Source organism: Halalkalibacter sp. HAAS-P013 (assembly GCF_056619925.1).
On the sequence record NZ_JBWQTU010000009.1, the window covers coordinates 200,406 to 220,184 of the forward strand.

Consider the following 19,779-nt stretch of genomic DNA (forward strand, 5'->3'; position numbering starts at 1 on the left):
TTCACAAAGTAAGCGTTTTCTTATTTAGTCTAAACCCGAATAGGGAAGAAGCCTATCTATCAATTATTGAAAAACTTTATAGATCTTTGCAATAGCCCATTCTAGATCTTTTTTCTCAATGACAAGAGGAGGAGCAAAACGGATCACATTTTCATGTGTTTCTTTACATAATAGCCCTTCCTTTTTTAACAGTTCACAATATTCCCTTGCCGAAACATGTAATTCAACTCCAATAAATAATCCTTTTCCTCTCACTTCTTTTATCACTGGGCTTTTGATATTCCTTAACTGTTTTAGCATATAATTTCCTAAATCAAGTGATCGTTCCACCAATCGTTCTTCTTCGATAACTTCTATTGCGGCTAACGAAACGGCACATGCAAGCGGATTTCCTCCAAAAGTCGATCCATGGGAACCAGGTTCAAACACACCTAAAATCTCTTGATTTGCTGCGACTACTGAAATTGGAAACACCCCACCACCTAATGCTTTCCCTAAAATGTATACATCTGGCTCTACTCCTTCCCAATCACAAGCAAATAGTTTTCCTGTTCGTCCTAAACCAGATTGAATTTCGTCTGCTATAAATAAGACATTCTTCTCTTTGCACAAGTCATATGCTTGCTTCAAAAATCCTTTTGGAGGAATAATAATTCCGGCTTCTCCTTGGATTGGTTCAAGAAGAAATGCTGCTGTATTTGGATTAATAGCTGTTTTCAATTCCTGTATATCACCATAAGGAATCACCTTAATACCTGGAAGCATCGGGCCAAATCCTCTTTTGTACTCATCATTTGAAGATAGTGAAACAGCAGTCATCGTTCTCCCATGGAAATTATTTTCACAAACAATGATTTCGGCTTTAAAATCATTTACCCCTTTCACATCATAAGCCCAACGTCTCGCAGCTTTTACTGCTGTTTCCACAGCCTCTGCTCCCGTATTCATCGGCAATACCATATTCTTTCTTGTTAATTCAGCTACCTTTTTATAAAATGGGGCAAGTTTGTCATTGTGAAAAGCTCTAGATGTTAATGTCACTTTATTTGCTTGGTCGATTAACGCAGCTACAATTCTAGGATGGCAATGTCCTTGGTTCACAGCTGAATACGCACTTAACATATCTAAATACGTATGACCTTCAGGATTCTTTACCCAAACTCCTTTTGCTTCTGAAATGACTACGGGCAGTGGATGATAGTTATTAGCTCCAAATTGCTCCGTTTTTTTGATAATATCTCTTGAGTTCTTCAAATTCTATTCCTCCCATCATAACCCACTTCAACAGCTTTTCTTTTTATAGCAAAACACCTGTATTTAAAGTAGCTGCTTACCTAGTAAAGAGGCTACTAACTCAATTGCTACATCTGCTGTTTTATTTTTATGATCTAAGATAGGATTTACTTCTACAAATTCTGCTGATGTTACGATTTCTGATTCTGCTAACATTTCCATTGCTAAGTGACTTTCACGATAGGTAACACCTCCAAGTACTGGAGTCCCCACTCCTGGTGCATAAATCGGGTCGATGGCATCTAAATCAAAGCTTAAATGTACCCCATCTGTACGTTCAGACAAATAACGAATTGTATCCTCCATAACTGCTGTCATTCCTTTACGATCAATTTCATGCATCGTAAACACTTTGATCCCTTTTTCCTTTATTAACTTACGCTCTCCTTCATCAATTGACCTTGCACCAATAATTACAATATTCTCTGGTCTCACTTTAGGGGTATACCCACCAATTTGTGTTAATAACTTATGGCCCAAACCTATATTAATAGCAAGAGGCATGCCATGAATATTCCCGGATGGCGATGTTTCCGCCGTGTTTAAATCAGCATGAGCATCATACCAAATAACCCCTAGCCTTTTGTAATGCTTAGAAATTCCAGCAATCGAACCAATGCTGATACTATGGTCTCCACCTAACACTAGTGGAAATCCGCCTTTATTTATCGCTTCGTCTAACTCTCTACATAGCTCTTCACTAACCTTAATAACTTCCTGTAAGTTTCTTAATTTCTGTTCTTGGTTTGTTCCATTTGTCGACCTATGAATCGTTATATCACCGTAATCTACTACTTCAAAGCCTTGATTCTTTAGCTCCTCTAGTAAGCCAGCGTATCTCATCGCACTTGGTCCCATATCGACACCACGGCGAACCTGCCCTAGATCCATAGGAACTCCAACTATTGATATTTTTTTCTGTTCACCCATAATAACCCCTCTCTCAAAACATCGTAACATTTAAACTACTAACCTTCTCCTTGCCTCGATGCAATGTACCCATTCGATGCTATCTTATAAAAAGCCTGCTAGAGGAGGGCACTGAAAAAGGTAATTTTCCCTTTTCAGTGCCCTCAAAACAATGGACAAAGCCGTTGCAATAATTTAAAAAGCCTATTATGATTGGATTCTCATAGCAGGTTCGCAGCATACCGAGCCACCGCTACTTATTCGAGGCATTGAAAAAGATTAGATTTTCACCCCACCTAATTTAGTGGCTTCCTATCGCAAGATCTGTTCTATTATTCTATGCTTATTTCTTAGAAAAGAAGCCCTTTAATGCAAAAGAAACATTTTGGGGTCTTTCTGCTAACCTTCTCATAAAATAGCCGTACCAATCATGACCAAAAGGCACATAAACACGCATCGTGTACCCTTCTTTAGCAATTTGTTCTTGCAGTTCAGTTCGAAAACCATACAACATTTGAAATTCAAATTGTGACTTTGGGATATTCCACTTTTTACAGAAGATCTTTACATTTTCAATGATTCGATGGTCGTGAGTAGCAATAGCTGTGTAACTCCCTGTTAGCAAATGTTGTTTGATCATCTCTAAAAAATTCTCATCTATTTTCTCTTTATCTTGATAAGCTACTTTAGGTGACTCTTTATAAGCCCCCTTTACAAGACGCAACGGCACACCTCTCAAACATTCTAAATCTTTTTTACCACTATGCAAGTATGCTTGTAAAACCGTTCCTACATTGTCATATGTCTCACGAAGTTCTGCCAATATCTCTAATGTCTGATGATAATGTGAGTAATCCTCCATATCAATTCTGACAAAGTTATTCGTTTTCTTAGCTACATTTAGAATGGCTCGCATATGATCAATACATAATTGTCGGTCTATATCTAGTCCAAGCTGGGTTAATTTTAAAGATAGATTACAATTGACACCTGTAGCTGAAATAGCTTCTAGCGTTTCAATACATACTTTCATAGACTGATTAGCTTCATCTCTATTAAGGACAAATTCGCCAAGATGATCTACGGTACAAACCAATCCTTTTTTATTAAGAATTTTAACGACTTTAATCACACTATCAACAGTTACACCAGCTACTACTTGTGCTGCTCCTAATTTAAGTCCCCACCTTTTCGCACTCTTATTAAGTACTTTATTTTTTGAAAGATAGAGAAAGAAATTTTTTGAGAGCTTCTCAACCAATAAAATAACCCCCTTTGCTTTATAGACACGGTTGATAACCGACCTTTTTTTATGTCTGAAATTTATAAAATACATTCACTAAAGAGTCATTCGTCCTTTTTAAAGTAACTCTTATTAATCTTTTTTAAAGTTGCTCAGACATTAATTTCGCTTGGGTGAAAAGAAGAAGATAATCAGGCCCCCCTGCCTTAGAGTCCGTACCTGACATGTTAAACCCTCCAAAAGGATGGTAACCGACAATTGCCCCCGTACAACCACGATTAAAATATAGATTCCCAACATGAAAATCTTCTTTTGCTTTTTCAATATGTGCTCGGTTATTCGTAATTACCGCTCCTGTTAATCCATAATCGGTATTATTGGCAATTTCTAAGGCATGATCGAAATCTGTTGCCTTACAAAAAGCCACAACTGGACCAAAGATTTCTTCTTTCATTAAACGAGCATTTTCATTAACTCCTGCAAAAATCGTCGGTTCAATAAAATAACCTTTTGAATTATCACCTTTTCCTCCTACAACTAATGTTCCTTCTTCCTTCCCAATCTCAATGTAGCTCATAACTTTATCAAAAGCTGCTTGATCATTAACAGGCCCCATATAAGTTCTCTCTGTCGGGTCTCCTACTGTCAACTTTTTCGTTAACGTAATTGCTTTGCTTAAGACTTGATCATACACATCTTGATGAATCACAGCTCTTGAACAAGCAGAGCACTTTTGGCCGGAAAATCCAAATGCCGATTTAACAATTGCTTCAGCAGCTAAATCAAGATCTGCTTGATTATCAACGATGATCGTATCTTTTCCTCCCATTTCCGCGATAACACGCTTAAGCCAAATTTGTCCCTCATGTACTTTGGCTGCTCGCTCATATATGCGAACACCTACATCTCTAGAGCCTGTAAAACTAATGAATCTCGTTTTGGGATGATCAACTAAATAGTCTCCTACTTCACTACCACTTCCAGGAATATAGTTGACCACTCCAGCAGGTAGACCGGCCTCTCCTAATACTTCAATAAATTTTGCTGCGACAACTGGTGTAGTACTGGCTGGCTTTAAGAGAACTGTGTTACCTGACACAAGAGCTGCTGAAGTCATCCCTGCCATGATTGCAAATGCAAAATTCCAAGGAGAAATAATGACTCCAACCCCCAAAGGAATATAGGCAAGTCGGTTGTTCTCTATCTTTCTACTTTCAATTGGATACCCTTTTGCAAGTTCAATCATTTGACGACCATAATACTCTAAAAAATCAATTGCTTCAGCGGTGTCTGCATCAGCTTCATTCCATGGCTTTCCAGCTTCATAAACAAGGTAAGCCGAGAATTCATGCTTACGACGTCTTACGATAGCAGCTGCTTTAAATAAAATATCTGCACGAGCTTCAGGGTTCCATTTTTTCCACGTTTGAAACGTTTTATCTGCCACTTGCATTGCCTTTTTTGCTAATTCCTTATTAGCCTTTGATACTGTACCAACAACTTCAGAAACATTAGATGGGTTTACTGATACAATTTTCTCCTCTGTTGAAACTTTCTCATCGCCTATAACTAAATCGTAGTCTTTTCCAAACTCACTTTTCACTTTTTTTAATGCTATTTCAAATTGTTGAACATTATCCTCAATTGAAAAATCTGTAAATGGTTCATGTTTGTAAGGTACTGTCATAGAAATCTACTCCTTTTTCTTTCAAATTATTTTTCACTTTCTAGATTGCAAGATATGTGCACAATTTTTTTTTAATATATAAACCTCAGTGTTAGAGGAAACATACGTACTACAATAAGGACGGCCCAAAGATCACAACCGTAAATAATACGTTTCCGATCACAACAAATGGTGAAATGACAGAGCTGTTGAGCCGACTAGTGATATTACAAAGTATAAACTTTTGAAAGAAAATGTTTTAAAAAGTGGAGTAACGAGAGAATCCATTTGAAGCGATTGCAAAATAATCACTTAAAGAATCGTTTGTTCCAAATTATATAATAGGAATTGATGATGGAGTTCTAAAGAGCATTTTATCAATTTAGTTTGCTTGGTATTGTAAGAGTATTGGAGTACATCATTGAGGGATCGATGAATTTAATCACCGATGAGGTATCATCGATAGTTTTTCGTCTCTTCCCTTTCACTTCATCAACAAGCCCAATGTTCCTATTGAAGTTCCAGAGAATCAAACTAGTATTCATTATAGTGCTATTGCTGAGTCAAATTAAAAGTTAAAGGACTTGCTCGTCGAAGTAGAATCAGCCTATATTCAGGACATACTTTTAAGACATGAATATACCGTTTACGAAAAATCAATATTAATGCTACGAATAAATAGCGTAATACCCCACTAAATGGCTAAGGGTGCTGAAAAAGTTCTGTTTTACTTTTTCAATGCCCTTCTATTGGAGTGGGGTATTACTATTTCTATGCACAGTTCAGCTAATCATTCATCCTACTTATCGGCTGGATAGATAACACCCATTTGCCTTCTTGCCTTTTCTAAAATTGATGCAGTAATGATTGAGCTTCTATGAGAATTAACTGTCGATTCACCAACTTTATTTTGGATTAAATGAATAAACTCCTTTGCTTCATAGTACATCGAATGTTGATCTTGTTTTACGGTAATATCTTCTTCGGAATCATCTTTGTATTTTATTGTAACCTTCTCCGGCGTATGAATTTTGTCAATAATGATACTCCCATTCTCTCCCTGAATTTCAGAAGGAATATAGGAATTGCTAATCTTTGAGTAAGTGATAACCGCATCCATTTCGTCGTATTGTAGTAAAAGGCTTCCTTGACCATCTACACCTGATTCGAGCATATAACATTGGCCATTAATTGTATGTGGTTCGCCAAATAAAACAACAAGAGGATAAACGGCATACACGCCAATATCCATTAGAGAACCGTTCGAAAAAACAGGATTGAAGGCATTTAATACTTCCCCCTGTTTATAACGATCATAACGTGAGGAGTATTGACAGTAACTAGCGACATACCTTCTAACTGTTCCAATTTTATGCAAATGTTCCTTAATGGTTAAAAAATTTGGCAGCAGTGTTGTTTTTAATGCCTCCATTAATACAACGTGATGATCCTTTGCGCAATGTACCATCGCTTCTACTTCTGCTGAGTTTGAAGCAAGAGGTTTCTCGCATAGAACATGCTTTCCATTCTCCATCATGAGGATTGCCTGACTAGCATGAAATGAATTGGGACTGGCTATATAGACGGCATCAAATTGATCACTACTAGCCATCTCTTGTAAATTTGTATATATGTTTTCCACATTAAACTTTCTGGCAAATTGGTTTGCACGATCTTCTGTTCTTGAATAGACGGCAGTCAAAGCAAATCCATCAATGTTCTTTGCAGCCTCAATAAAACTTTCTGTAATCCAATTTGTTCCTATCACGGCGAAACGGACCATCAGGATCCCTCCTATTTATTAAAATTCTGTAACTAGGTTTGACATAGTTCTTTTTCAGACTTAATTGGAATCACAATTGTCATTGTTGTTCCTATATTTGGTTTACTTTTGATTAATAATTCTCCTTCGTGAGACTCAATGATTTTTTTACTTACCATCAAACCAAGACCGGTACCTTTTTCTTTTAACGAATAAAATGGTTCACCTAATTTTGGAATCAAATCGTCCGGGATTCCAACCCCTTCATCGGTTATAGCTATGGAAATATCATTCCCGAATATAGCTAATTCTGTTGTGATAACCCCTCCATTTGGCATAGCTTCCATAGCATTTTTATAAATGTTGATTAGCACTTGTCTTAGCTGATGTTTATCACAATAAATTTCAGCTAATGGAGTATGTATAACCGTTTTCATTTCAATGTTATTTAAGATTGATTGCGGCTGTAAAAACTTGATGACACTTTCTGTCATCATCTGTAAGTCTTCCATTTCGTATTTAGTAACTTGAGGCTTCGCAACAACCATAAATTCGTTCGTGATCATCTCGAGTCGGTCTATTTCATTTAGCATGATTGTAATGTATTCTTGATTCTTTGCCTTAGCTTCTAGGCCAATTAATTGTAAAAAGCCTTTAACGGTTGTCAGTGGGTTGCGAATTTCATGTGCAAAGCCCGCTGCAAGTTCTCCTACAACAGAAAGCTTTTCTGTTCTTCGAAGTAATTCCTCAGTCTTTATTAATTTTGTAATATCTACAACTGTACCAAGTACTTCAATAACTTTTCCATTAGCGTGAATTGGTTTTAAGGAAGCAAGAAAAGTAGCACCTTTTGAATCTTCAAATTGGAATTCAACTTCTTCTCCTTGCCACGCCCGCTCGTGATTTAAATCTAAAAGGCTCTCATCGTTCCCTTTATACGTTTCCTTGACAGGTTTCCCAACAACATTTTCTGGAGACATCCCTTCTTCATAAAGAAGTTTTCCATCCATTAATGTATAAACAAAGGTGTCCTGGACTTTTTTGAATTTGAAGATTAACCCTTGATATTGTTCTAAGATTTCCTGCAATTCTTTTTTTGTTTGTTTAAGTTCCTCTTCTGCTTTAGTTTGTTCAGAAATATCACGAAAAATAGCAGCACATATTACAATCCCCCCCTTACTAATCATGGGAGACACGGTCATACTAACATCAATTAGACTTTTATCTTGACGTTGACGAACTGTTTTATAATTAACGATAGAATGTCCCTGCTCTAACTGACGAACTAATTGAGAAAACTCTTTGCGACGATCAGAAGGAACCAAGCAATTAGCAGATAAAGGCTTTGTACTATCATATCCAAACATCTTCGTAAATGCTGCGTTCCTACGTAGGATGCTTTTGTCTTTCAAATTATAAATAAAGATTGCATCTTCAGTATTTTTAAATAGAAGCTCTAGCTCACTTTCTATATCTACTAATTTATCCTCTGCTTGTTTTTTATTTAGAAGAGGAACCTGAATCGTAAAGTAATAGAAAGCTTTAATAATATAATAGAAGCCCGTCACCTTGAAAAAAAGACCTACAACGAACGATAAATCGTGAACCGTTGCAAAAATGGTAACGGTTACCCCGCAAAGAATAAGAAAATAACAAGCTGTTATTAAGTTTAAATAAAATTGATCTCTGCTCTTAGTATACTTTTTCCATAGAATAATAATAGCCACCAAATGTAAAAAAGCAATAAAGTACTCTAGTCCCATTTTTAATACAGTCGGTCCAGTCTCAAGGAGTAGCAATGGTAAGTCAGCAATATTAGCAATAATAAAAAACGACAAAAGAACTACATATGCACCATAAACAACTAACCAACTATTTCTTTCATACTTAGTAGTAATTTTAGTTTCTATACTTAATAAGATAACAACTAGCACTAAGACAATAGCTACTGTCAATCGAGCCACGATCCAAAACCAAACCGTTGTTTGAGCATTGGAAGCAATCGAAAACGGCATACCTGTATATGAGAATGTATGTAAAATATCAAAAATTCCGACTGCAAGAAAAGTGAGAGAAACGACTAATAAAAGCCTTGACTTAACCAAAGGGAATGTTAACCAACCATAAATAAATATTGATAGTGATATTACAATACTAGCTAGTTCAAGAAGTGTATGAACAAGCAAATGGTCGGCAAGGTAATACTCATCCGTTTGAATAGTCTGAAAGAAAACTAAAGAAAACAATAATAGTCCTATCACACCTAAAGCTATAGATTTCTTTTCTACTTTGTTTATTTGCATACACTCACCTCCATTACGAATAACCTCATTTCGTTATTATAGCATTTTTACCATCACAACCTTTTTCTTTTTTTCATTAATTCCTATTTTGCTAGAGACATTAAAATACGAAAAAACACGGCCAGCAAAGCTGATCGTGTTAACCTATTATTTTGCTGAGGCTGCGGCAATTTCAATTTCCGCACCTGATTTCTCATCTGTCTTGATTTCCCAATCGCGTCCTACCGTAATTCCTAGATATTTCTCATCGCTCGGGTCAACAATTTCTGCTTGTTTATACTTTTTAAACCACCAATATTTTGCCAATACATAGTAGCTCACTCCGCCAACAAGAAAGCCAACTATAAACGAGTAGGTCGGAAAGAATAAGGCAACTCCTCCTCCTACGATCCATGCTAAGTAGCCTGCTAAGTTAATGCCATTCATATATTTATATTGCCCCTCACTTTCATACAAATCAGGGACATTCACTCTGCGTTTGCGAAGCAAATAATAATCAGATATTAAAATACCCACAATAGCTGACAAGACAGCAGCAATAATTAACAACATATCAATGATAATACCAAACAAACTCCATGGTTGAACAGCAATTCCAATGACACCTGCAGCGATCACACCAATATAAAATGGGATTTTTGGGCCACCAACGTTTGAAAATACAACTGCAGCCGGGATCAAGTTTGCCGAAATATTCGTTGACCACTGAGCTAATACAATCATTAATAATAAAATACCTAATACGACTCCACCTGCCGATTGTTGAAGAGCAAAAACAGGATCATAGTCTGAAACAGCAATATAGGACACTGCTCCAATAATAACCATGAAGGTTTGAACAATTGGATAAGCAATTAAATTCCCGACAACTTGTGCTTTGTTGCGCCTGAACCAATTTTTTTCAAATTTTGGCGCTTTTACAAACCTAGAAATTGATGGCATGTCGGACGCAAGTGTTCCCCAAAATCCCATATTTGCCATGATCACAACCATAAATGCTGTAAAAGCAGCTCCACCTGTCAAAGGGTTCTCCACCCACGCCCAAACTTCGCGTCCATTTTGCAATGCTTGCGCAGATAAGGTCATATAAATCCAACCCGAGATAATTATAATAATAGGAGCAGCTAAATCAGCAAAACGTTCAACAGCTTTAATACCAAGTGCGGTATTTAAAACTTGAAGACCTGCAAAAATAAGAAAACATATAAACCAGTTATCAAAACTTGTTAATGTTGCTAAAATCGCATTCATTGCAGTCGCACCAAAAAAAGTATTAACACCGAACCAACAAGATGCAACGACCCCTCTTACTAAGGAAGGAATATGGGTTCCAAAAGTTCCAAAAGGTGCTCTCATATAAACGGGAAACGACAATCCATGTTCCACCCCAATATCTCCAGTTAAAGTCATGAGTAAGCCTAAAACAACACATCCAATTACGGTAGCTAGTACGACCCAACCTAAAGGTAAACTCTCCACACCTGAACCACCGATAGCGAATGCAGCCAAAACAACTGCCATACCAACCCATATAAATGCAAAACCTAATGAATTTACCTTTTTTCCGCTATGAGTGATTGGCAAAAGATCAGGAGACTTTAAAAACTGGTTTTTGTTACTCATAATGAACATCCCCCTTTAAGGTTTTTAAATCATGTACAACGAGTACCAATACAAGTCAGGTCGTTTCAAATTCCAAAAATCACCTCTATTCCGTAAGTTTGAATAACACTTATAATTTTCTCACCAAATTTCAAAAAATGGATATTAAATGTAATTTTTTCTTACAACTTTTCTTTTAGACACTTCAAATTTAATCCCTAAGAGAATATGTATTAAAAAACGCAAATTATCTTACATAGACTATTTTGCGTTTTTCTGCAAAACAAAGAGGCTGTCACAAAAGGTCCGCTCTTTGACCTTTGTGACAGCCTCAGTTTTTAACTTTATACACTTACGCCATTGCTTCTTCTTCCTCTTTCTTAAAGAATGACTTCATCGCGTGATAGACATCCCCTTTTTCCTTAAGGATATAGTGACGAAAACGAATATCGTCGATGTTTTTGTATGCACTCATGAGTGTCGAGTGACGGCTATATTGATTCACTTCTCCGTATCCAAACATACTAGAGACATCCATTAATTTCTCAACAAGCTTTAAGCAGCGTGCATTGTCAGAAGTAAGGTTGTCGCCATCAGAGAAATGGAACGGATAAATATTGTAACGCTTTGGATCATATTTGCTATCGATCACTTCTAGAGCTTTTCGATAGGCTGAAGAACAAATCGTTCCACCACTCTCACCTTTTGAAAAGAAGTCTTCTTCAGAAACAACTTTCGCTTCTGTATGGTGAGCGATAAATTCAATTTCCACCGTTTCATATTTTGTCCTTAAGAAACGAGTCATCCAAAAGAAAAAGCTTCTGGCCATATACTTCTCCCAACGTCCCATCGAACCACTTGTGTCCATCATCGCAATGACAACTGCTTTCGACTCTGGTTTTGTCACTTCATTCCACGTTTTAAAACGAAGATCATCATTATAAATTGGGTTTAATCCTGGTCTGCCTGCAAGAGCATTTCTTTTGATAGCCGAAAGAATCGTACGGCGCTTATCAATATTACCCATCAATCCTTTTTTGCGAATATCATTGAAATCAATGTCTTCAATAAGAATCTCATCTTCCTCTTTCTTCTGTAAGTTAGGTAGTTCTAATTCTGAAAAAAGCATTTCCTGTAATTCCATTATCGAAACTTCTGCCTCAGAGTAATCTTCACCAGCTTGATCACCAGGGCCTCTTCCTTTTCCTGGTCCTTGCTGTTTTTGGGCATTTGGATCTCTCGCTACCACATCGCCAACTTTACTATCTCCTTCTCCCTGACCAACATGTTTATTTTTATCATAGTTATAACGAATTTTGTATTCATCGAGAGAACGGATCGGAATACGAATCACATCTCGACCGTTAGACATGACAATATTTTCTTCACTAACAAGATCAGGTAAGTTCTTCTTGATCGCTTCTTGTACTTTTTCCTGGTGGCGTCTTTGGTCTTGATAGCCTTTTCGATGAAGAGACCAGTTTTCTTGTGACACGACAAATTGACGTTGATTGTTTTTCGTCATGTGATTCCCCTCCCTTTTTATTCTTATAACTTCATTCCTGTTTCACAAAACGAAATTTTTGTTTTCACACTTCCCTATGCCTTTGCATACTATGGTCTCGAGTCGCATTAGATAACAAAGCCTTTAATAAAATGGCTTACTTTATCCTATGCAGACAGGGGAGAGAGTTGCTAATAAATTCTGACAAATCTTCTAATTTCGAAAATGGACAAGCAAAAAATAGGTATATAACTAACTGCTAACAAGCGGAGTGAGCAGTCTTAGATGTGCACTGCTCTATAACTTTATCTTCAAAGGTTTCATTATCAAACTTTGATTAAGAATTTAACTACCTCCCAGTAAATGAATTAGATTACCAATGTTTTTTATCAAATAATTAAACTAAAACAACCTTTTTAACTCCCTTGAATATCAAAAAGGAGCCCAATTCATTGATTGAACTCCTTTTTATTATTTCATAGTTTTTCTTCCCTCAAATCTAATCGCTTAAAATCAAAAGGGGGACTCCTTTATTAAGCCCCTAACTAATAAGAAACCCTTTATTATCTCATTAATCCAAATTCTTTAATAGGCCAAAAACGCCAATCCACTTTTCCAACAATTTGTTCTGTCTCAATAAACCCTAGGCGACGACTATCCAAACTATTTGGCCGATTATCTCCTAGAACAAAAACATGACCTTCTGGGACAACCTCAGATACAGCAAAATCATTTGTATATGAACCCCATTTGTGTTCTGCCACTCTTTGCTTTAAAAACGGCTCATCGATAGGTTCAGCATTAATGTAGAGAACATCGTCTTGATAAGAAATGATATCCCCTGGTAGGCCAATTACTCGTTTTATATAATCTTCATTTTCATTTGCGTGAAATACGATGAGGTCAAAGCGATCAGGCTCTGTAAATCCATATCCAATCTTATTAACAATAAACCTCTCACCATCAAAGACACTTGGAGACATCGACTCTCCTTGTACTTCATAGCTTGTAAAGACAAATGTTCGGATTAAAATTGCAAAAACAATTGCTATGAAAAATGCTTTTCCCCATTCCAGCCACTCATTAGTTCTAGTTTCCACATTATTTCCTCCGCCCAGCACTTTTCTTCAATCTACCAAAGATTTGCCATTGCTACAAGTTAAAGTCTGCAACAAATGAGAAAAGAAAGCTTGCAAAATATGGCGAGTTCTGAAGAAGCCTTCTATGTGTTGATTTCTCAAAGAAGGCTTGCAGTGTGTGGAGCCATTACTAATAAGTAGAAACACTGAAAAAGGTCCATATGACCTCTTTCAGTGTCTTCAAATCTTTATTACCTGTTTAACAAACTTCCTACATAGCGAAGGAGTTCATTCGCTGATACAGAGTTATACCCATGCTCATCAATTAATCTAGCAATCACTTCATTGACTTTCTTTAACTGCGATTCATCTGGGGTTTTTGTAGAAGTCGTGATCTTCACAATATCTTTCAAATCCGCAAACAATTTCTTTTGAATAGCTTCACGTAAGCGCTCATGGGAATTGTAATCAAATTTCTTCCCTTTACGAGCATAAGCAGATATCCGAATTAATATTTCTTCTCTAAATGCTTTCTTAGCATTTTCTGAAATTCCAATTTGTTCTTCAATTGAACGCATTAACTTTTCATCTGGCGTCATTTCTTCACCAGTAAGAGGGTCGCGAAGTTTATTTTTATTACAATAAGCCTCGACATTATCCAGATAGTTATCCATTAACGTCTTAGCGGACTCATCATAAGAGTAAACAAATGCCTTTTGCACTTCTTTCTTCGCAATTGCATCATATTCTTTTCTAGCTATCGCAATAAAATCCATGTAACGCTCGCGGTCATCTTTTGAGATGGAGGCGTGCTCACTCAATCCTTCTTTTATTGAGCGTAATACATCTAATGCATTAATAGACGTTAATTGCTTACGAATGATCGCAGAAGAGATACGATTAATTACATAACGTGGATCGATTCCACTCATACCTTCATCTGGATCTTCCTGCTTTAATTCTTCTAAATCCTGAGAATTAAATCCTTCTACGCTTTCTCCATCATACAGACGCATTTTCTTCAACAAGTCAACGCCTTGCTTAGCCGGCTCTTTCAATCTTGTTAGTATTGTGAAAATGGCAGCCACTTTTAAAGCGTGAGGAGCTATATGAACATGAGCGAGATCACTATCTTGAATCATTTTTTTATAGATTCTCTCTTCTTCACTAACTTTTAAGTTATATGGAACTTTCATGACAATGATCCGAGAATGCAGGGCTTCGTTCTTTTTGTTAGAGATAAACGATTTGTACTCAGATTCATTTGTATGAGCAACAATAAGTTCATCAGCACTTATTAACGCGAAGCGCCCAGCTTTAAAGTTTCCTTCCTGTGTTAAAGAAAGTAAGTGCCATAGGAATTTCTCATCACACTTTAACATCTCTTGAAACTCCATCATTCCTCGGTTCGCTTTGTTTAATTCCCCATCAAAACGGTAAGCTCTTGGGTCTGATTCAGAACCATACTCAGCGATTGTAGAGAAGTCTATGCTTCCTGTTAAGTCAGCAATATCTTGGGATTTTGGATCAGACGGACTAAATGTACCAATACCTGTACGTTTATCTTCAGAGAAGAAAATACGCTCAACTAAAACATCCTCAATACGACCACCATACTCTTCTTCCACGCGCATCATATTTAACGGCGATAAATTACCTTCAATTTTAATCCCATATTCCTCTTGAAAATCCTTACGTAAATGAGTTGGAATTAAATGCAGTGGATCTTCATGCATTGGACAACCTTTTATTGCAAATACCGCGCCCTTGTCAGTCTTAGAATATTGCTCTAATCCACGTTTCAACATTGTAACGAGTGTTGATTTCCCTCCACTAACAGGACCCATTAAAAGAAGGATTCTTTTCCTAACATCAAGTCTTTTAGCAGCAGAGTGAAAATATTCTTCAACAAGCTTCTCAAGAGATTCTTCTACGCCATAAAGTTGATCCTTAAAAAAGGAATACTCCTTTTTCCCGTTCACTTCTTCCACACCAGCATCTTTAATCATATTATAAACACGGGAGTGAGCGGTTTGTGCAATCCACGGCTTTTCCTTAAGTAACTCCAAATAGTCAGCAAATGTTCCTTCCCATCTTAAGCGTTCTTCTTCTTCTCTAAACTGTTCTACTTTTTTTAATATACTCATGTATCGTACCTCCATCCTCGTGTTCAAGAGCGCGATTAATAAACCATATGCAAAAACAAAAGTGAACATGCATTAGAATTTAAGATCTTCTTCAAAAAAGTGCTTTTCCTTTTTGAAGAAGATCTTAGCGATGTGCGGAGCCGGCGTTATGTTTTAAGCCTTTTGAGCGGGTTTTCGCAGGAAGGCGCACGCCGTGTGGAACCATCGCAAACATGTTCGCACTCTTAATATATAAAAGCTTCCTCTTCCCTTTTTGAAGAAGATCTTAGCAATCTGCGGAGCCGCCGTTTTCTTTTAAGCCATTTGAGTGGGGTTCTCAAATGGCGCACGGCGCGCGGAACCATCGCAAACATGTTCGCACTCTTAAAATATAAAAAGACGTTTTTCCTTTTTGAAGAAGATCTAATAATCTCTCTAAATGGTAATTTACTCTTTTAAGAAAGAACTTCCCTGCTGTTTCCATCACCATAAAATAATATTTGATGGTACAATAAGGATCGAATACATTGAAATGAGTGTGTGAACCTATGTTAAAATCCATTACTGGCTGGACATTATCGAGCCTAATATTTATCGCTTTTATTTTTTTAATGATTGAAGTGTCAGCAGAAGTTAAAGAAGTAAAATCATTATCGGATGTTATCAATGAACAAGTAAATTTAGGAGAAATCATCCTCTCAAATAATAGTTTGATATACGATCGTAATGGTGATGTAATTAGCGAGGTCTTCCGAGATGAGAATCGGGTATATTTACCTTATGAAGAAATTCCATCGGTGGTCATAGATGCCTTTATTGCTACAGAAGATCAACGTTTCTTTGAGCATAAAGGCTATGATGCTATTGGAATTGCAAGAGCCATTCTGGCAAATGTTAGACACGATAACATAGAAGAAGGTGGCAGTACGGTGACCCAACAACTCGTTCGAAACCTTTTTCTTACTCATGACCAAACTTATAACAGAAAAATGAGTGAGATCCTTTATGCTCACGAGCTCGAAAAAAACTATACGAAAGAAGAAATTATTGAACTATATATTAATACGATTTATTTCAGCAATGGTGTGTATGGAATAGAAGCTGCAAGTAGGTTTTACTTTAATAAGCCAAGTGAAAGGCTAACTGTGGCTGAAGCTGCTTTTTTAAGTGCTGTTCCGAATAATCCTAGTCATTACGATCCGTTAAGAAATAGTGAACAAACAAAGCTAAGACAGCAATGGATATTACAGAAAATGCTGGAAGCGTCCTATGTGACATCAGAACAATATGAAGAGGCACTTGATGAGTCAATTGTCTTAAACGTTAGTCCTAAAACTGATTTACACCCTGATTACGTCACTTACGTTCATTCGGAATTTACTGAACTAATCGCAGAAAGCGAAGGGTTTAATCAAAAGCTTTCGCAAGCATCTACGGATGAGGCTAGACAAGACATTCAACGCTCTCTTGATGAACGAGTTCAACAATTATTTAAAGAAGGGATTCATATTGAAACAGCTTTAGATCCTTTCTTACAAAATCTGGCTATTAAATCCATTCATAGACAAGTACCAAGTTCAGATGTACAAGCATCAGCCGTTGTTTTAGACCATCACAGCAATGAAATTGTTGCAATTACGGGTGGAAAAGAGTATCGTAAATTCGATTTTCATAGAGGATATCAAAATCCTAGACAGCCCGGCTCAGCAATCAAACCGTTACTCGTGTATGCTCCTTATTTAGAGGAGTTTGATGTTCCTATTCAAAGTACGATCAATGCCGATAATGTGTGTTATAAAGTTAGTGGAGAAGATTATTGCCCTAAAAACTATGGTGGTGCCCAATACGGCATGGTCCCTTTAACAACAGCACTGAAACATTCTTATAACACCCCTGCTGTTCGAATTTTGGACAGAGTTGGTATTGAAACGGCTTTTGATTATCTCGCTCCGTTTTCATTTTCACATATAGGTGAAAATGATTATAATCTCTCTTCTGCTTTAGGGGGCTTTTCGCATGGAATGACTCCACTTGAGTTAACGAGCGCTTATACAACTTTTGCAAACGGAGGCAACTTTCAGCCTTCTTATGCCATTCGAGGCGTAGCAGATAAAGATGGGAATGTACTTTATACTTGGGAAAAAGAAGAGAGCCGCGTTTGGAGTCAAGCTACAAACGATAAGATGCGTAAGCTGCTATCAGAAGTAATGGAAAGTGGAACAGCTAGAAGAGCTCAAGTTTCAGCACCATACTCTGGAGGAAAAACAGGCACCACAAACAATTACTTTGACTTATGGTTCGTAGGTTTAACAGACCAATATACGACTGGAGTATGGATTGGAAAAGACAAGCGATCAAGCATAGATCACTTAAATAATCAAGCACCACATTTACAAATTTGGCGTGAATTAATGAGATAAACCAAAAAGGACTTGCCTCTTAAAAAGAGAACAAGTCCTTTTTGGTTATATAGGTAAACTCGCCATAAAACTATTGTATAACCTCAGAAGTGCAAAGACGACCGCTAACACAAACACACTCCAAAAGATCACTTGAAAAAAGATAAATCCAATAAGCCCCGACAAACTCAACGTATTATTAATTTTATATACTAGAAAGACAAAGTAACTTAAGCTTGCTAATAGAAACAAGAAAACGACCAAAAAAATAAATTGTGCAAGAAGGACCGCAATTACACTTGCAGCTAAGTAAATCCATGAACCTGCTCTTACTTTATTTAATTCATTTCCTTCTTCATCCTTGGAAAAGAACAGCATAGAAAGTTCTATCGTTGTATCGGCAATTAATTTTAAAGCAGAGAAAACCATAAAGAAAAACAATAATAGTAAAAACATTAACGTCAACTTTATACCACTTTCGGAAATGAATTCTAACATTCCGCTGTAAATACCTAAATTCGCTAGTTCACCAAGAATAAATCCTTGAACATAAATAGCGAACGCAAGGCTAAATAATAAAATAGAGATTAGTGGGAAGTGACTAGTGATGTAACGATTTGACAAGTCAGACGTCTCCTTCTTTTCTATAATTAGGTTTAAAATTAAAAACAATGATGACAACTTCATAAGCTTAACGCTTTCGATTTTTAGGGTTAAAGAAACTGTCAACCGCTTTTAAGTAAACTCTTCGCCGCTTTCACGTAACTTTCATTTCTTTCTTACTGAAATTGTTTTATAATGGACATATGCTTTGTGACAAGGAGGAATAAATATGGGTACATTGCTCATCCTTGGTGTTAGTATTGTTTTCTTCGTTGCTATATTTACAGCAGGATATGAAGACAATCCACACAAAAATTAATACTTACTTTATGAAATCGACCAATCTCTTCGGAGACTGGTCGATTTTTCACTCCACCATTTTTACTTTAAATCTTGAAACCCTTGCTGACGAATTGCTTCATATATCACAATTGCGGCTGTGTTAGATAAATTTAGCGATCGGATTTTATCCGTTTGGGGAATCCTAAAGCATCGGTCTACATTCTTCTCAATGATACTTTGTGGCAACCCCGTAGTTTCGCGACCAAACACAAAAAAATGATCTGTTTCTTCATTAGAATAATCAAATTCACTATAATTTTTCGTGCCTACTGTTTCGATAAAATAAAAAGCTCCTTCTGGATAGACTTCAAATAGCTCGTCCATCGAATCATAATAATTGATAGAAACACTCGGCCAGTAATCACAACCAGCCCGCTTCAGCATTTTGTCATCCGTTGAAAAACCAAGAGGACGAATCAAGTGCAACGTAGTATTGGTTCCAGCACATGTTCTCGCTATGTTACCTGTATTGGCTGGGATCTCTGGTTGATAAAGCACGATATGTAATCCCACGTGCATACACCTCTATTTCCTTTAATTAAATAAGATAGCTGTTTCGACAAAATCCATTATACCACCTACGTATAAAAGAAGAAATGCCGAAAGAAGATGACTTATGAAAGTCACCCTCCTATCCCCCCCTAGATACAACATGGGAAAGATAAAAGCAAAAGGGAAGAGCGCCCTCTCTAACCTAGTTTGTGCGAACATGTTGCGATGGCTTCTCTCGCCGTGCGCCTTTTGAGAAATTCACTCAAAAGCCTTAAAACCTTTTACGGCGGCTCCGCTCATCGCGTCGATTTCGTACCAAAAGGGAAGAGCGCCCTTTCTAACCTAGTTTGTGCGAACATGTTGCGATGGCTTCTCTCGCCGTGCGCCTTTTGAGAAATTCACTCAAAAGCCTTAAAACCTTTTACGGCGGCTCCGCTCATCGCGTCGATTTCGTAC

Annotated in this window: 13 protein-coding genes; 1 reads left to right on the top strand and 12 read right to left on the bottom strand. The window is 37.0% G+C overall.

Going from position 1 to position 19,779, the window contains the following annotated elements; genetic code table 11:
• Window positions 1–63: 63 nt before the first annotated feature.
• The 10 genes from AC1FXP_RS14130 to AC1FXP_RS14175 form a co-directional block, all read right to left on the bottom strand.
• Window positions 64–1,254 carry an ornithine--oxo-acid transaminase gene (locus AC1FXP_RS14130; RefSeq protein ID WP_480062424.1) on the bottom strand — a complete coding sequence of 397 codons (1,191 nt, stop codon included), beginning with the start codon at window positions 1,252–1,254 and terminating at the stop codon, window positions 64–66.
• Window positions 1,255–1,317: 63 nt separating this feature from the next.
• Window positions 1,318–2,223, bottom strand: coding sequence for an arginase (rocF, locus tag AC1FXP_RS14135; protein WP_480062426.1), 906 nt, complete (start codon window positions 2,221–2,223; stop codon window positions 1,318–1,320).
• Window positions 2,224–2,545: 322 nt separating this feature from the next.
• A complete protein-coding gene (locus AC1FXP_RS14140) occupies window positions 2,546–3,463 on the bottom strand; it encodes a proline dehydrogenase family protein (protein WP_480062428.1) in 918 nt (305 codons plus the stop codon).
• A gap of 124 nt (window positions 3,464–3,587) precedes the next feature.
• Complete coding sequence (gene pruA / locus AC1FXP_RS14145; RefSeq protein ID WP_480062430.1) at window positions 3,588–5,132, bottom strand: L-glutamate gamma-semialdehyde dehydrogenase; 1,545 nt, start codon at window positions 5,130–5,132, stop codon at window positions 3,588–3,590.
• A gap of 778 nt (window positions 5,133–5,910) precedes the next feature.
• Window positions 5,911–6,894 carry a Gfo/Idh/MocA family protein gene (locus AC1FXP_RS14150; protein WP_480062432.1) on the bottom strand — a complete coding sequence of 328 codons (984 nt, stop codon included), beginning with the start codon at window positions 6,892–6,894 and terminating at the stop codon, window positions 5,911–5,913.
• A gap of 32 nt (window positions 6,895–6,926) precedes the next feature.
• Window positions 6,927–9,176, bottom strand: coding sequence for an MASE3 domain-containing protein (locus AC1FXP_RS14155; RefSeq protein WP_480062434.1), 2,250 nt, complete (start codon window positions 9,174–9,176; stop codon window positions 6,927–6,929).
• 147 nt (window positions 9,177–9,323) lie between these two features.
• Window positions 9,324–10,799, bottom strand: coding sequence for an NCS1 family transporter (locus AC1FXP_RS14160; protein ID WP_480062436.1), 1,476 nt, complete (start codon window positions 10,797–10,799; stop codon window positions 9,324–9,326).
• 331 nt (window positions 10,800–11,130) lie between these two features.
• Entirely contained in the window at window positions 11,131–12,303 is a 1,173-nt protein-coding gene (gene yhbH, locus AC1FXP_RS14165) for a sporulation protein YhbH (RefSeq protein ID WP_480062438.1), read from the bottom strand.
• 542 nt (window positions 12,304–12,845) lie between these two features.
• Window positions 12,846–13,382: a signal peptidase I gene (gene lepB, locus AC1FXP_RS14170; RefSeq protein ID WP_480062440.1), complete on the bottom strand. Its 537-nt coding sequence runs from the start codon at window positions 13,380–13,382 to the stop codon at window positions 12,846–12,848.
• 230 nt (window positions 13,383–13,612) lie between these two features.
• Window positions 13,613–15,508 carry a PrkA family serine protein kinase gene (locus AC1FXP_RS14175; RefSeq protein WP_480062442.1) on the bottom strand — a complete coding sequence of 632 codons (1,896 nt, stop codon included), beginning with the start codon at window positions 15,506–15,508 and terminating at the stop codon, window positions 13,613–13,615.
• Between the two features lie 527 nt (window positions 15,509–16,035).
• On the opposite strand from AC1FXP_RS14175, the gene AC1FXP_RS14180 reads away from it, so the two are divergent.
• The gene (locus tag AC1FXP_RS14180; RefSeq protein WP_480062444.1) at window positions 16,036–17,907 is read left to right on the top strand and encodes a transglycosylase domain-containing protein; all 1,872 of its coding nucleotides are present in this window, start codon (window positions 16,036–16,038) and stop codon (window positions 17,905–17,907) included.
• A gap of 45 nt (window positions 17,908–17,952) precedes the next feature.
• Here the strand turns inward: AC1FXP_RS14180 and AC1FXP_RS14185 are convergent, their stop codons facing one another.
• Together AC1FXP_RS14185 and trmL are read right to left on the bottom strand one after the other, a co-directional pair.
• The gene (locus AC1FXP_RS14185; protein WP_480062446.1) at window positions 17,953–18,510 is read right to left on the bottom strand and encodes a DUF5366 family protein; all 558 of its coding nucleotides are present in this window, start codon (window positions 18,508–18,510) and stop codon (window positions 17,953–17,955) included.
• Window positions 18,511–18,870: 360 nt separating this feature from the next.
• The gene (gene trmL, locus AC1FXP_RS14190; protein WP_480062448.1) at window positions 18,871–19,344 is read right to left on the bottom strand and encodes a tRNA (uridine(34)/cytosine(34)/5-carboxymethylaminomethyluridine(34)-2'-O)-methyltransferase TrmL; all 474 of its coding nucleotides are present in this window, start codon (window positions 19,342–19,344) and stop codon (window positions 18,871–18,873) included.
• Between the last annotated feature and the right edge of the window lie 435 nt (window positions 19,345–19,779).